The organism is Paracoccaceae bacterium, from assembly GCA_012103375.1.
GTDB lineage: Bacteria > Pseudomonadota > Alphaproteobacteria > Rhodobacterales > Rhodobacteraceae > WLWX01.
Map to the genome: position 1 here is coordinate 2,227,250 of WLWX01000001.1, position 13,311 is coordinate 2,240,560.

General features: G+C 61.6%; 15 protein-coding genes and 1 tRNA gene. 5 read left to right on the plus strand and 11 right to left on the minus strand.

Going from position 1 to position 13,311, the window contains the following annotated elements:
• The 4 genes from GKR99_11355 (at window position 1) to GKR99_11370 (ending at window position 2,381) form a co-directional block, all read left to right on the plus strand.
• Complete coding sequence (locus GKR99_11355; GenBank protein ID NKB28108.1) at window positions 1-885, plus strand: dihydrodipicolinate synthase family protein; 885 nt, start codon at window positions 1-3, stop codon at window positions 883-885.
• 42 nt (window positions 886-927) lie between these two features.
• Window positions 928-1,248, plus strand: a complete 321-nt coding sequence (locus GKR99_11360) for a transposase (GenBank protein ID NKB28109.1) — start codon at window positions 928-930, stop codon at window positions 1,246-1,248.
• A gap of 78 nt (window positions 1,249-1,326) precedes the next feature.
• Entirely contained in the window at window positions 1,327-1,701 is a 375-nt protein-coding gene (locus GKR99_11365) for a transposase (protein NKB28110.1), read from the plus strand.
• Complete coding sequence (locus GKR99_11370) at window positions 1,698-2,381, plus strand: DDE-type integrase/transposase/recombinase (protein NKB28111.1); 684 nt, start codon at window positions 1,698-1,700, stop codon at window positions 2,379-2,381. Before GKR99_11365 ends, GKR99_11370 begins: the two co-directional genes overlap by 4 nt.
• 298 nt (window positions 2,382-2,679) lie before the next feature.
• Here GKR99_11370 and GKR99_11375 read toward each other — a convergent pair.
• The 7 genes from GKR99_11375 to cobA form a co-directional block, all read right to left on the minus strand.
• Window positions 2,680-2,765, minus strand: a tRNA-Leu gene (locus tag GKR99_11375).
• Window positions 2,766-3,194: 429 nt separating this feature from the next.
• Complete coding sequence (locus GKR99_11380; protein NKB28112.1) at window positions 3,195-4,028, minus strand: ferredoxin--NADP reductase; 834 nt, start codon at window positions 4,026-4,028, stop codon at window positions 3,195-3,197.
• 29 nt (window positions 4,029-4,057) lie between these two features.
• Complete coding sequence (locus GKR99_11385) at window positions 4,058-4,495, minus strand: DUF934 domain-containing protein (GenBank protein NKB28113.1); 438 nt, start codon at window positions 4,493-4,495, stop codon at window positions 4,058-4,060.
• A gap of 20 nt (window positions 4,496-4,515) precedes the next feature.
• The gene (locus GKR99_11390) at window positions 4,516-5,253 is read right to left on the minus strand and encodes a phosphoadenylyl-sulfate reductase (protein ID NKB28114.1); all 738 of its coding nucleotides are present in this window, start codon (window positions 5,251-5,253) and stop codon (window positions 4,516-4,518) included.
• Complete coding sequence (locus GKR99_11395; GenBank protein NKB28115.1) at window positions 5,243-6,907, minus strand: nitrite/sulfite reductase; 1,665 nt, start codon at window positions 6,905-6,907, stop codon at window positions 5,243-5,245. The genes GKR99_11390 and GKR99_11395 overlap by 11 nt, the downstream gene beginning before the upstream one ends.
• Window positions 6,908-6,918: 11 nt before the next feature.
• On the minus strand, window positions 6,919-7,203 hold the full coding sequence (locus GKR99_11400) for a DUF2849 domain-containing protein (protein ID NKB28116.1): 285 nt from the start codon (window positions 7,201-7,203) through the stop codon (window positions 6,919-6,921).
• The gene (gene cobA, locus GKR99_11405) at window positions 7,203-8,579 is read right to left on the minus strand and encodes a uroporphyrinogen-III C-methyltransferase (protein ID NKB28117.1); all 1,377 of its coding nucleotides are present in this window, start codon (window positions 8,577-8,579) and stop codon (window positions 7,203-7,205) included. The genes GKR99_11400 and cobA overlap by 1 nt, the downstream gene beginning before the upstream one ends.
• A 137-nt stretch (window positions 8,580-8,716) precedes the next feature.
• On the opposite strand from cobA, the gene GKR99_11410 reads away from it, so the two are divergent.
• Window positions 8,717-9,190 carry an AsnC family transcriptional regulator gene (locus GKR99_11410; GenBank protein ID NKB28118.1) on the plus strand — a complete coding sequence of 158 codons (474 nt, stop codon included), beginning with the start codon at window positions 8,717-8,719 and terminating at the stop codon, window positions 9,188-9,190.
• A gap of 133 nt (window positions 9,191-9,323) precedes the next feature.
• Here GKR99_11410 and GKR99_11415 read toward each other — a convergent pair whose 3' ends face one another.
• From GKR99_11415 to GKR99_11430, 4 genes are all read right to left on the minus strand, one after another.
• A complete protein-coding gene (locus tag GKR99_11415) occupies window positions 9,324-10,010 on the minus strand; it encodes a M48 family metalloprotease (GenBank protein NKB28119.1) in 687 nt (228 codons plus the stop codon).
• 42 nt (window positions 10,011-10,052) lie between these two features.
• A complete protein-coding gene (locus GKR99_11420; GenBank protein ID NKB28120.1) occupies window positions 10,053-11,237 on the minus strand; it encodes a VWA domain-containing protein in 1,185 nt (394 codons plus the stop codon).
• A gap of 176 nt (window positions 11,238-11,413) precedes the next feature.
• The gene (locus tag GKR99_11425; GenBank protein ID NKB28121.1) at window positions 11,414-12,793 is read right to left on the minus strand and encodes a DUF2927 domain-containing protein; all 1,380 of its coding nucleotides are present in this window, start codon (window positions 12,791-12,793) and stop codon (window positions 11,414-11,416) included.
• Entirely contained in the window at window positions 12,790-13,233 is a 444-nt protein-coding gene (locus tag GKR99_11430; GenBank protein ID NKB28122.1) for a GNAT family N-acetyltransferase, read from the minus strand. Before GKR99_11430 ends, GKR99_11425 begins: the two co-directional genes overlap by 4 nt.
• Between the last annotated feature and the right edge of the window lie 78 nt (window positions 13,234-13,311).

Consider the following 13,311-nt stretch of genomic DNA (forward strand, 5'->3'; position numbering starts at 1 on the left):
ATGAGGGGCATTGTCCCCAGCCTAAACACCGCGTTCCTGGGTGATGGCAGCGTCGATCTGACCTCAATGCGCCGATTGGTCCATCACACGGTTGCGGCAGGCTGTGGCGGCATGCTGGGTCTTGCGGTCGCGGGCGAGCATGCGACCCTGTCCATGGATGAGAAGTTGCAGATCATCGACGCTGTAAGCGACGCCAATGCGCAGCGCATCGCCTTCATCGTCAGTGTGACAGCGCCGGATATGGCGGACAGCATCGCGTTGTCGCAGGCAGCCCGCACCGCTGGCGCCGATGGGATCTGCGTTCAGATGCCCGACGGGCTTGACCGCGCCGGGATGCTGGGCTTCCTGCGCGAACTGGCCCCTCACGGGCCGGACACCCTTATGGTGCAGGATCTGGACTGGGTGGGGGGCGGTCTGTCGGTGGAAGACATCGTCTTTCTGTTCGAAAACGTCGCGCAGTTTTCCTGGCTGAAGATTGAAACGGCGCAGGCCGGTGCCAAATACTCGGCCGTGCTGAAGGCGACGGGCGGGGCGCTGAACGTCTGTGGCGGCTGGGCGGTGACCCAATTGATGGATGCAATGGCCCGGGGCGTGCATGCCTTCATCCCGACCGGGTTGGAAAGCATCTATGTCGAGATTTTCGACCGCTACCACAGCGGAGACCCCGAAGCGGCGCGCCAATTGTTCGAGCGTGTCTTGCCGATCCTCAACTTCTCGAACCAGCATATCGGCACTTCGATCCGGTTCTTCAAACAGCTGCGTAAGGCTGAAGGTCTGTTTGAACACGACGTCTGCCGGTCAAAGGATGCCCGGTTTGATGCGGTTCAGGAGGTCGAGGGGCGCCATGCCCTTGGATTGGCGCTGGACCTGCTGCGCCGGACCTGACCTGCGCAAGCCGGGCCTGCGTTCCGGGCCTGTGGCCATGCGGTGGCCGCATGGAACCGGATCGGACCCCGAACTGGGGCAGAATTCGACAACAATGGCCCCGAGTTCATTGCCGAAGCGATGCAAGACTGGTTGAGAAGGGTCGGCATCAAGCCGATCGGTATTTACCCGCGATCGTCATGGGAAAACGGATACAACGAGAGGTTCAATGGAACCCTGCGCCGGGAGGTTCTCAGTGCGGAGTGGTTCACTACAACGAAGCAGGCCCAGATCGTCATCAATCACTGGCTCAGGCAGTACAATCACACGCGCCCTCACCAAGCGCTCAACATCCGACCTCCAATGCCAGAAACTCTTGTCTGACGTCAGCGCCTACCGGACAGATTTAGGTGTTTGATCAACGGAGGATTTCTGGTTCATCGAAGCCATTATGGAGCGAAGATGAAACAGAAATCCGGAACATCGAAAGACGCCGCTGACAAGTTGGTCAGGGGTATCAAGCGGAAGACCCGCAAACACTATTCAGCAGAAGAGAAGATCAGGGTCGTGCTGGCCGGCCTGCGCGGCGAGGAGAGCATTGCCGCATTGTGCCGCCGCGAGGGCATCGCTGAGAGCCTATACTATTCGTGGTCGAAGGAGTTCCTGGAAGCGGGAAAGAACCGCTTGGCGGGCGACACGGCACTCCAAGCGACGTCTCCCGAAGTCAAAGAGCTACGGTCGGAATCTGCCGCCCTGAAGGAGGTAGTCGCCGAACTGACGCTGGAGAACCGCCTGCTCAAAAAAAGCATGCTCGGGGATGGGGAGGCCGACGCATGAGGTATCCCGCATCCGAGAAGTTTGAAATCATCCGCACGGTGGAGGCATCCCATCTGCCTACGCGTCAAACCCTGAAGATGCTCGGCATTCCCAGCAGCACCTATTACGACTGGTACGCGCGTTGGAGCGATGGCGGCCTCGATGGCCTAGCCGATCGTTCTCCCAAACCTGCGTCGGTCTGGAACCGCATCCCGGACACGGTTCGCGACGATGTCGTCGACTTTGCCCTGGAGCACGAAGACCTGACACCGCGCGAGTTGGCGGTCAAATACACCGATGAGAAGCGCTACTTTGTGTCTGAGTCGTCTGTCTATCGCATCCTCAGCGCGGAGGATCTGATCACGGCACCAGCCCATGTGGTAATCCGGGCCGCGGATGAGTTCAGGGACAAGACAGTCCGACCGAACGAACTGTGGCAAACCGACTTCACCTATCTCAAGGTCATCGGCTGGGGCTGGTTCTATCTCAGCACCATCCTTGACGATTACAGCCGGTACATCATCGCCTGGAAGCTCTGCACGACGATGAAGGCCCAGGATGTCACCGACACGCTGGAGCTGGCGTTGGAAGCCTCAGGCTGCGACAACGCTACGGTCGTGCACAAGCCAAGCTCGGCACGCTCGACAAGCAGATCGAGGGCGTGCTGGAGCGGGTTCTCGGGGCCACCAATGCCACCGTGATCGGAACCTATGAGAAAAAGATCGGCGACCTCGAAAAGGAAAAGGCACGCCTTGGCGATATGCTCGACCAACAAGGCGAACCCGGCGGCAGCTTCGAGGAAAAACTAGAACCCGTGCTCGCATTCCTCGCAAACCCCTGGAAACTCTGGGAAACAGGGCAAACTAACCTGCGTAGACTGGTCCTGAAACTGACCTTTCCGGGGCGTATTCACTACTGCCGAAATAAGGGTGCTAGAACCCCGGAAATAGCGTTACCGTTCAAACTGTTAGAAGGGTTTCCAGACCAACGAGTCTGGTTTGGTGCGGGCGGTGGGACTCGAACCCACACGGGGTTACCCCCTTCAGATTTTAAGTCTGATATGTCTACCATTCCATCACGCCCGCACGGCGGCAGATGCATGATTAGTGCAAGATGTTCGGATGGGAAACCACAGAGGTGCGGATTTGGCCGATTGTGTTGAAAAACTCCGTTTTAGGGCCTGAACGATGATTTTTCTTTCCATGCAGCCCGATCCTAAATTTTTGGCGCGGGGGTCGGCCCAAATCGCCTACATGCGCTCACGCGCAGCCATGCGCTGTCTCGTGGTCAAAGCTTTCCGACTATTTCGCTTCATAGGTTTTCGCAAGAAATCCGCGACGCTCTGATTTCGGAGTTTTTCAACACAATCGGCCCGATGCAGACGTTGGCAGCGCGCATTCTTGCGTGCACAAGAAGGCCGAAGCTGCGGCCCCCCCTTTCAGTTCGGCGGGCGCACGGCTGCTGAGGGTGCGCAGGGTCGGTTTTCGCTGCAGGCCGAAGCCCTTGCCGTTCGATCAGGTGCCTTCGCCGACAAACGCCTTTTCGACCACGTATTCCGCCGGGTCGCTGTTGGCGCCTTCGCGCAGGCCGAACCCTTCTAGGATCTCTTTCAGCTCGGTGTTCAGCGCCATTGATCCGCATACCATGGCGCGGTCGGTTTCGCGGCTGATTTGCGGCAGGCCCAGATCGGCGAAGATTTCGCCAGAGCGGAGCCTGTCGGTGACGCGGCCCATGACCGGGCTTTGTTCGCGGGTGGTTGTCGGATAATACGTCAGCTTGTCACCGACAAATTCGCCGATCAGCGGGTCATCGGCCAGACCCTCGACCAGTTGCTTGCCGTATTCCAGCTCGGCCACCTCGCGGCAAGTGTGGCACAGGATGACGCGCTCATAATTCTCATAGGTCTCGGGTTCGCGCACCAGGCTGGCGAAGGGTGCGATTCCGGTGCCGGTGGCGAAGAACCACAGCGTCTTGCCCGGCAGCAAGGCATCGTGCACCAGCGTACCGACGGGCTTGGGGCGCAGGATAATTTGATCGCCCACCTCGATATGCTGCAACCGGCTGGTCAGCGGTCCATCGGGCACCTTGATCGAGTAGAACTCCAACTCATCATCCCAACTGGGCGAGGCGATGGAATAGGCCCTGAGCAGCGGCCGGCCGTTATCGCCCATAAGGCCGATCATCACGAACTCACCCGAGCGGAAGCGCAAGGATTGCGGGCGCGTCACCCGGAACGAGAACAGCCGGTCCGTCCAGTGACGCACCTGCGTCACGGTCTGGGCGTCGGGCAATACGGGGGCGGCCACAGGCTGGGCAGCGGAATCATTCACGGGCGTCTGGTCCGTCATTGTTCAGGTCTTTCCGGGTTCTAGGGCAGTCAGGCGCTGACCGAAAGGGCAGCAAGGCGTGATTGATAATCGCGGGCGGGTCCTGCGGGTGCGGGCGCGCGGGCGATCCACTGGGCTTCAGGCTGGCGGGACAGGATCTGTGGCGTCGGTTCGACTTCATCAAATCCAGACTTGCGGGCCAGGGGGTATTGATCGGCGATCAGCGGCCCGGCGGCGCGCAGGCGCACTTGAAAACCAAGGCGGCGCAATTGCCGCGCCAGCGTAAAGCCGCGCCCGTCCGCAAAACCGGAAAACCAGATGCGGATGAACCTTGCATCCATATTGTCCTTCAACGCCGCAGCGTCACTGTCGCCCGGGACGTCCAGCGCGATCGAGGCTGGATGCGCTTCGTCCAGCGGGACAACAGGACCGTGGAAATCATCCACGTGGAAGCCATCGTCACGAACGATGGTGGCAGGGTGTGTCATGGTATCAGCTCCGGAGTTACTCAGGCCGCGCCGGGACGGATCGCCCCGTCAGCGTCAAAATGTATGCCGCATTCGGTTTTCGCCTTGCCGCGCCAACGGCCTGCGCGCGCGTCTTCATGGTCGCGCACCCGCGTGGTGCAGGGGTCGCAGCCGATGGATTTGAAACCCTTGTCGACCAGCGGATGTTTCGGCAGCCCGTTGCGGCGCATGTAGGTGGTGATTTCGGCAGGGCTCCACGCCGTTAGCGGGTTGATCTTCAGGCGGTTGCCGTCAGCTTCGTAAACCGGCAGATCGACGCGCCTGCCGCCGTGGATACGTTTGCGTCCGGTGATCCAGGCTTCGAACGGTTCCAGCGCACGGGCCAGCGGGCGGGTTTTGCGCAGGTCGCAGCAGGCATCAGGATTATTGCGATGAAGCTGTGCGTCCGGGTCGTTCAAAAACAGCTCTTCCCGATCCGGTTCGATCACGCGCAAATCAGTCAGGCGCAGCTTTGCGGCGACGCTGCGCTGATAGTCGCGGGTTTCGCGGAACAGGAACCCGGTGTTGAGGAAGATCACCGGCGTGGTGCGGTCGATCCGTGCCACCATATGCAGCAGGACGATGGATTCGGCCCCGAATGAGCTGACCAGCGCGGTGGTACCGATCTCGGCTGAATCGAGCGCATAGGCCAGCACGTCTTCCGCCGTATCCGCGCCCCAGCGGGCGGTCAGATCGGCGGCGCGTTCCCTGATCGGAAGCGGCGTGTATTCAAGCGGCATTGGCTTTCTCCTCTGGATAAAGCGCGGCTTTGAAGGGCGCGTGGCCAAGACGGGTCAACACTTGCAGGAAGGTTTCATCGTCGCTGGCGCGCAGGTCGAGGTAGGCGAAGATCAGGCGTTCGATGGCTGGCACGATCTGGTCGCCGGGAAAGCCGGGGCCAGATCGGGTGCCAATCGCGGCGGTTTCGGTGTGATCGCCGCCCAGCGTGATCTGGTAGTTCTCGACGCCCGCACGATCCAACCCCAGAATGCCGATATGCCCGACATGATGATGCCCGCAGGCGTTGATGCAGCCAGAGATCTTGATCTTCAGCGGGCCAACCTCGTGCTCGATCTTCAGCACCTCGATCCGCTCGGCAATTTCCTGTGCGACAGGGATCGAGCGCGCGGTGGCCAGCGCGCAGTAATCCATGCCGGGGCAGGCGATGATGTCGCTGGCCAACCCGATGTTCGCCGTCGCCAGCCCGGCCAGCGCGAGGGCAGCATGGAGCGCGGGCAGGTCGTTTCTGTGAACATGGGGCAGGATGACGTTTTGTTCGTGGCTGATCCGTAATTCACCGAAAGAATAGGCTTCAGCCGCATCTGCCAGCGCACGCATCTGCGCGGCAGTGGCATCGCCGGGAACGCCGCCGTGGGGTTTCAGACTGACGGTGGCGATCATATGATCGGCCTGTTTGTGGTCGGTCAGGTTGGTGTCGCACCACGACCGGAACACCGGGTCCGAGGCATAGAAGGCAGCAAAACCATCCGTCGGGGCGGATTTGTAATCGGGCGCGGCGAAGTGGCGTTTGATCTGGGCTAGGATCGCCCGATCTGCGCCCTGCCATTCGGCGCGCAACTGGGCAAAACGTGCCTCGATCTGGGCGGTCAGGGCATCGGCCCCCGTCTCGCGCAGCAGGATCTTGATGCGGGCCTTGTATTTATTGTCGCGCCGTCCGTGCTGGTTGTAGACGGACAGGATCGCCTCGACATAGGGCAGCAATTCGGCTTCGGGCAGGAAGGGTTTGATGACCGTGCCGATGACCGGCGTGCGGCCAAGGCCGCCGCCGACGATAACCTCGAAGCCAGACTCGCCATCCTGCTCGACCATCCTGAGGCCGATGTCATGGGCGCGGGTGACGGCGCGGTCGTTGGGCGACCCGGTCACGGCGATCTTGAACTTGCGCGGCAGGAACTGGAATTCCGGATGGTCTGTGGACCACTGGCGCAACAACTCGGCATAGGGGCGCGGGTCGGCGATTTCATCTGCTGCGGCCCCGGCGAAATGATCCGCAGTGACGTTCCTGACGGTGTTGCCGCTGGTCTGGATCGCGTGCATTTCGACGTCTGCCAGGGCTTGCAGCATGTCCGGCACATCAGCCAGCTTGGGCCAGTTGAACTGAATGTTCTGGCGGGTGGTGAAATGGCCATAGCCGCGATCCCATTTTTCCGAGATCGTCGCTAGCGCGCGCATCTGGGTGCTGTTCAGCGTGCCATAAGGGATCGCCACCCGCAGCATGTAGGCGTGCAGTTGCAAGTAAAGACCGTTCATCAGGCGGAACGGCTTGAACTCATCCTCGGTGATCGAACCATCCAGTCGGCGCGCGACCTGGGTGCGGAATGTCTGGACCCGGTCGGCGACGGCGGTTTTGTCGAAGTCGTTGTAATGATACATGAGTTTCCTCCTCAGACGCCGTAGGGCACGGTCGGACCCGTGGCGCGGATGCGTTCACGGATGTGGCTTGCGGCGGGTCCGGTGGGGGTGGGTTCTGCGTCGGCCAGATAGGCGCCGACGATGGCGTCAGGCTGACTTTCGGCGAACAGCAGGCGCAGTTGACCATGGGCTTCGTCCTCGATCAACTCGGCCTCGGCAATGTCGCGGGTCCAGCGGTCATCCTCGGTCAGCCAGATCGGGTCGCCCTCGATCAGGGCATTGGCGGTGATGACTTTCGCGGTGTAGGGGCGTGGCATCAGGCGGTCCTCTGATTTGCGGTTTCCAAGCGCCGGGCAAGGCCCAGCATGATGACGGCGGGGCCGGTCAGATTGGCGGCGTTCAGGGTGCCGGGCAGGGCGGCCAATGTGGTCGAGATGACCCGTTCGTCGGGACGAGAGGCGTTTTCCACAATCCCCACGGGCGTTGCCGGGTCCGCGCCGTGCATCAGCAAACGCCCCTGCACAAACCGTGCGGCGCGCTTGCCCATATAGATCGCGGCAACCTCACCGGGGCGGGCCAGCGCGCGCCAGTCCTGTTCGGCGTAGCCCTTGGTGTCATGCGCGGTGATCAGTCGGGCGGCAGAGTTACGCCCCCGTTGCGTCAGGCTTTGACCCATGGTCGCGGCAGCGGCCGAGGCGGCGGTAAGGCCGGAAATGATCGAGAAGGCGATGCCTGCGGCGGTCAGCGCTTCGATTTCTTCATCCAGACGTCCGAAAACGGCGGGGTCACCGGACTTCAGGCGCACGACCTCCAAGCCTTTCGCGGCGTTTTCCACCATCGCGGCGTTGATGTCGCCCTGCGGGGTGGATTTGCCAAATCCGGTCTTGCCGACGGCGATCAGGGTCGCCTCACGCCGGGCAAGCTCCAGTATTTCGGGCGCGACAAGCCCGTCGTGGATCACCACATCGGCGCGGTCCAGCGCTGTGCGGGCCTTCAGCGTCAGCAGTTCGGGGTCACCGGGGCCTGCGCCGACAAAGATCACGTGGCCGTCGCGGGCTTCGGTGTTCAGATGCGCGTTCAACAACTCCGGCAGCGCGTCCGCGGCGGCGACCTCACCCTGTTCCAGCGCCCTTGGCCCGGTGCGGAAAAAATAGTCTGCCCAGAAATCGCGGCGCGCCCGACCAAACGGAAGCGCCATCGCGGCCTGGCGGAACGCCTGCCCGATCTGCGTCAGACGGCCCAGTGAGGGCGGCAGGCGTTCTTCCAGATCGGCCTTGATCGCCCGGGCCAGAACCGGGGCCGCACCTTCGGTCCCGATGGCGACGGTCACCGGGTCACGATCCACGATTGCGGGGGTGATGAACTGACTGTCCGCCAGGTTGTCCACCATGTTGACCAGCGCGCCTTCGGCCCGGGCAATCGCGGCAGTGCGGGCATCTTCGCCATCATCCTCACTGGCGGCATAGAACAGCGCGGCTCCGATGACGTCGCCAGCGACCAGTGCGCGCCTGGTCAGCACCAGACGCCCTTCGGCGGCCCACTGCGTGATCTGCGGGTCGGGTGATTTGGCGAAAACCTCGATCTGCGCTTCGGTTTTCAGCAGCAGGCGCAGCTTGGCCAGCGCGGCCTCGGAACCGCCGGCCAGCACGATGCGCTGGCCCGCGACGTTCAGGAAGATCGGAAAATGCTTCATGGCGCGGCCTTTCGATTTCTTCCCTCCAATCTAGGATATTGTTCCGTTTTTACGCTAGTAGCGCTTGCGAATAAGAACAATTGTTCTATAAATGCGGTCAGAAGAACTGTTTTCACCGGAAAAGAGGGTTTGGCAGAATGGCTGTTCGGATTGATGAGACGGACAGGAAAATCCTGTCCGAGCTGCAGCGGGATGCCGGGCAGTCCCTGGACGAGATTGCTAGAAAAGTCGGGTCATCAAAGACGCCGGTGTGGAACCGGATTCGCAAGCTGCGCGAAGGCGGGGTTGTCGGCGCCACAACCGTTCTGCTGGATGCCGAGGCGTTGGGGTTTGATGCGTGTTTCTTCGTGCTTGTCCGCACCAGCGAGCATGAGGCTGACTGGCAGGCCAAATTCCTCAAGGCGCTGCGGGACCGACCCGAGGTGATGGAAGCGCACCGGCTGGCGGGCGATATCGACTATATCCTGAAGGTCCGGGTGGCGAACGCGCGCGCCTATGACGAATTCTATCAGGCGCTGATCGCCGAAGTGCGGATATTCAACGTCACTGCACTGCTGAGCATGGAGGAGTTGAAATTCACCACCGCCCTACCGATTGTGGAAAAGGGGTAGGGGCCAGGGGCGGCTGACCCGTTGATCCCTGTGGTGTGAAAATATTGGCGTTTTGCGCGCAGTTGGTCGGACTTCGTGGCGGTTGCACTGCGCGCGTTTCAGCCCACCTCCGCAAGACGGGCCGTTGCGCCGGTCACTTGATCGCCCAGCCCGATTCCAGTTTTTCGATGGCGGCGATACGTTCGGCCGTTTTTGGATGGCTCAGCAACCACGCCGGGGTCGCGGCACCGCGTGCGCCGGTCAGTTTTTCCAGCTTCTGAAACAGTGATTTCTGCGGCCCGGTTCCGATACCCGCCTTGACCAGCAGCGCACTGGCATAGGCGTCCGCCTCATACTCATCACCGCGTGACAGACGTGCCGCCAGAAGCGTGCCAAGGAAATTGGCAATCATCACCCCAAAGCCCGGAATGAACCGGCCCAGCACCATCGCCAGCGCGGTTCTGAGGGCGTTTTGTCCCGAAAAATCGATCATCCGGCGGCGTGAATGCCCCAGCGCGACGTGACCGAGTTCATGGGCAATCACACTCGCCATTTCATCGGCGGTCACATCACCGTTGCGGTATTTGTTGAAGAACCCCCGCGTGATGAAGATCCGCCCATCAGGTGCGGCCAGGCCGTTCACCGGCTCAATCTCGTAAATGTGAACCCGGATGCGTTTCAGATCCAGGGCTTCGGCCATCCGATCCGTCAGCACTTTCAGCATCGGATCGGCCAGTTCGGTCGACTGTTCATCCAGTTGCTTGCCCATCCGCCAGGCGGAAAAGCGATACATCACAACGGCATAAAGGATTGCCAGCAGGATTGGGGTAAACTTGAGCATATCTGCTATATGGGGGCGGGGGTGGCGTTTGTCACGTCTGCTTTAGGATAGCTTTTTCATCCCGCGCGCCAACCCGTCCAGAGTCAGCGGCACCATGCGGTCCGCGCCCCACAGTTCCTGCACCATGGCGATGCTTTGGGTATAGCGCCAGTGATCCTCGGCCACCGGATTGATCCACAGGTGGCGGGGCCAGTGTTCCGCTGCACGGGTCAGCCAGGTGCTGCCCGCTTCGGCGTTCCAATGTTCGTTTGCGCCGCCTTTCACGGCAATTTCATAAGGGCTCATCGAGGCATCGCCGACGAAAATCGCGGTCCAGTCGGATCCGTATTTGTGCAGCAGGTCCGTGGTCGGAGTCTGGGCGTTCCAGCGGCGGTGGTTGTCGCGCCACACGCCCTCATAAAGGCAGTTGTGGAAATAGAACGCCTCAAGATGTTTGAATTCGCTGCGTGCTGCGCTGAACAGGTCTTCGACCATCCGGACATGCGGATCCATTGACCCACCGACGTCCAGAAACAGCAGGACGCGCACCGCGTTGCGTCGTTCAATGCGGGTTTTGACGTCCAGAAACCCCTCGCGCGCGGTGGCGCGGATGGTGCGGTCCAGGTCCAGTTCCTGATGCGCGCCCTCACGCGCCCAGCGGCGCAGGCGCTTCAGGGCGATTTTCATGGTCCGCGTGCCAAGTTCACGGGTGTCGTCCAGATTTGCAAACTCTCGCCGGTCCCAGACTTTGACGGCGCGCTGATGGCGGCTTTCGTCCTGTCCGATCCGCACGCCTTCGGGGTTGTAGCCATAGGCCCCGAACGGCGATGTCCCGGCGGTCCCCACCCATTTGGAGCCGCCCTGATGCCGGCCCTTCTGTTCCTCCAGCCGTTTCTTCAACGTTTCCATCAGCTTATCGAAACCGCCGAGCGCCTCAACCTCCGCCCGTTCTTCGGCCGTCAGGTGCTTCTCGGCGAGTTTTTCCAACCAGTCGGTGGGCAGATCCAATGCGTCGATCACCGCCTCGGGCGTGATGTCCGCCAGCCCCTTGAACGCATCCGAAAAGGCGCGGTCAAAGCGGTCGATCTTGGTTTCGTCTTTCACCAGCGTGGCACGGGCAAGGTAATAGAACGCGTCAACGTCATAGGTCGCCAGCCCGGCGTCCATGGCTTCCAGAAAGACCAGGTATTCGCGCGGTGTGACCGGAACGCCGGTGCGGCGCAGCGTGTCGAAGAAATGGCCGAACATCGTCAGGCCACCCGGCTATAGCAGGCGGTCGATGAACAGCGTAAGGAACAGCGCGACGATCCCGAAGGCGATGCCATAGGCGGCGGCGTATTGCGCCATATCCTTGCGATTGCCCTTGGCGCGTCGCGCCTGCGTTGCGCCAAAGACAGCGCCGATGATCAGGCCGGCGATGATAATCATAACGGCACCCGGCCACGGCGTGGCGACAGGGCCGCGATTTCGGATACGCGCGCGCGGACGACGCGGTCGGCTCCAAAGCCATATCGCGCCCAGCCCAATGCCTCGGTCCGCACGACGCGGGCTTCGGCAGCACGTTCGGTCAGGTCCAGCGCCTCGGCCTTGACCATCAGCAGCGTTGCCAGAAGGGCCGCATTCTCGGACCGCTCAACAACAGGGGCGTTGGCATCAACGATGCTGATCGCCGCTTCTGCGTCTCCCGCAGACAGGGCAAAGGCCGCCAGTTGCATGGATACATGGGCCGCATGCAGATGGGTTTCGCTGCGCGCGGCATAGATCGAGCCGGAATGCAGGAAGGAGGCGAGCGCCAGATCGGGATCCGACGACAGCGTCAGCCGGCCAAGCGCGAACAGGCTGAAGGCCAGACGGTTGTCGTTCCAGCCCTCGCGTTTGGCAATTGCGACCGCGCGTTTGGCCGCCGCGCGCCGCCCACTGCTTGAAATGCTGGGCCCCAAAGCGCTTTCGATGGCATCAATCCAATCGCGATTGGTATCGGCGCGCACGGCGCGGCGCTTGTTCTGGCCAGCGGGATTGATCCGCGCAAGCACGGCGGGCAGCTTGGCGGCAACTTCGGCGCGCGTCATGCCTGACCGCAACTCGGGCGCATAGAATGCGCGCAGGATCAGCATGTCAAAACCGGTCAGAACGGTGTGGAAATTGTCGCCATTGAAGACGCTGTCGCTGAGGCGATAGAGGTCGTTGAGGGGCCCGAGTGACTGTGCAACCTCTTCATGCAGGCAATCGCGGACCTCTTGCGGGGCGACGTCGCCGGGGATGAATATCGCCATCCGTTCGCGCACTTGCAGGGTGGTCCAATCGGTCAGCGCGCCGCGCCGGTTGCGGCGGAATTCGTCCCAGCTGCTGATACGCGGCACGACGAAACAGGCGGCTTGCGGGACTGCGCGTTGCAGCTTGCCACGGGGCACAACCTCGACCGTGATGTTTGCAGCGGTGCCGGGGCTGACCTGAGTGATGTCGATCCCCGCCTCGCTGCGCAGCCGCGCCAGCAGTTTGCCCAGATCGCGGTTCAATCCGGCAGGCGGGCGCCCCGTGACGCGGATCGTAACCGGCCCTTCGAACCGGGTCAGCACCGGCAGGGTACGACCACTTTCCAACATGAACGCAAGATCCAGGAAGTCTTTGGCCAGCGCTGTATTTGAACGCGCGGGTCGCGCCGGGCGGGCCGTTGCGAATGTTTTCATCGCCGGAAGGGTCGAGGGGGAGGTATCGCGCCGCCCCGCAAAATCACTCAGCGGCAGGGTCACATCTGCGCAGGCGGTCATGGCCACCAGGGCGAAAAGGGCGAAAATCCGTGTCATGCCGGGCGGTTATAGCGGATAAATGGCGTAAGACAGCCGACGCGGTCATAAAGTCTGCGTGCTGTGGCATTAAAGTCCTGCGTCAGCCAGTAAACCGACGGGCATCCGGCAGCATCCGCAGCAGCATAGACGGCTTCGATCAGTGCGCGGCCCGCGCCGGTTCCGCGCACTGACGGATCGGTATAGAGATCTTGCAGATAACACACATTTTCCACTTTCCAGGCGTGGCGGTGAAACAGGTAGTGGGTAAGCCCGACAGGCACCCCGTCAACCTCAGCAATCAATCCGTGGAAATCCTGCGGGTCGTCGCCCAGAAGGTGCGCGAAAGTGGTCTGATACACCTCCTCAGTCACCGATGATTCGTAGTATTCCAGGTATCCGGTCCAGAGGCGGCGCCAATCGGCTTCGTCGGCAGCGGTCAGGGGGCGAATATGGATCATCGGGGTTTCGTCTTGGCTGCAAGAGGATTGGTTCGCTTTGACTATCGCAATCGCGCGCGGATGGCCATTCAATCGGGT

Bases quoted from the DNA above. Each gene is read 5' to 3' on its own strand.
- GKR99_11355 (NKB28108.1), top strand. From the start codon at position 1: ATGAGGGGCATTGTCCCCAGCCTAAACACCGCGTTCCTGGGTGATGGC.
- GKR99_11425 (NKB28121.1), bottom strand. From the start codon at position 12,793: ATGACACGGATTTTCGCCCTTTTCGCCCTGGTGGCCATGACCGCCTGC.
- GKR99_11385 (NKB28113.1), bottom strand. From the start codon at position 4,495: ATGACACACCCTGCCACCATCGTTCGTGACGATGGCTTCCACGTGGAT.
- GKR99_11365 (NKB28110.1), top strand. From the start codon at position 1,327: ATGAAACAGAAATCCGGAACATCGAAAGACGCCGCTGACAAGTTGGTC.
- GKR99_11420 (NKB28120.1), bottom strand. From the start codon at position 11,237: ATGTTCGGCCATTTCTTCGACACGCTGCGCCGCACCGGCGTTCCGGTC.
- GKR99_11395 (NKB28115.1), bottom strand. From the start codon at position 6,907: ATGTATCATTACAACGACTTCGACAAAACCGCCGTCGCCGACCGGGTC.
- GKR99_11380 (NKB28112.1), bottom strand. From the start codon at position 4,028: ATGACGGACCAGACGCCCGTGAATGATTCCGCTGCCCAGCCTGTGGCC.
- GKR99_11430 (NKB28122.1), bottom strand. From the start codon at position 13,233: ATGATCCATATTCGCCCCCTGACCGCTGCCGACGAAGCCGATTGGCGC.
- GKR99_11410 (NKB28118.1), top strand. From the start codon at position 8,717: ATGGCTGTTCGGATTGATGAGACGGACAGGAAAATCCTGTCCGAGCTG.
- GKR99_11390 (NKB28114.1), bottom strand. From the start codon at position 5,253: ATGCCGCTTGAATACACGCCGCTTCCGATCAGGGAACGCGCCGCCGAT.
- cobA (NKB28117.1), bottom strand. From the start codon at position 8,579: ATGAAGCATTTTCCGATCTTCCTGAACGTCGCGGGCCAGCGCATCGTG.
- GKR99_11370 (NKB28111.1), top strand. From the start codon at position 1,698: ATGAGGTATCCCGCATCCGAGAAGTTTGAAATCATCCGCACGGTGGAG.
- GKR99_11400 (NKB28116.1), bottom strand. From the start codon at position 7,203: ATGCCACGCCCCTACACCGCGAAAGTCATCACCGCCAATGCCCTGATC.
- GKR99_11415 (NKB28119.1), bottom strand. From the start codon at position 10,010: ATGCTCAAGTTTACCCCAATCCTGCTGGCAATCCTTTATGCCGTTGTG.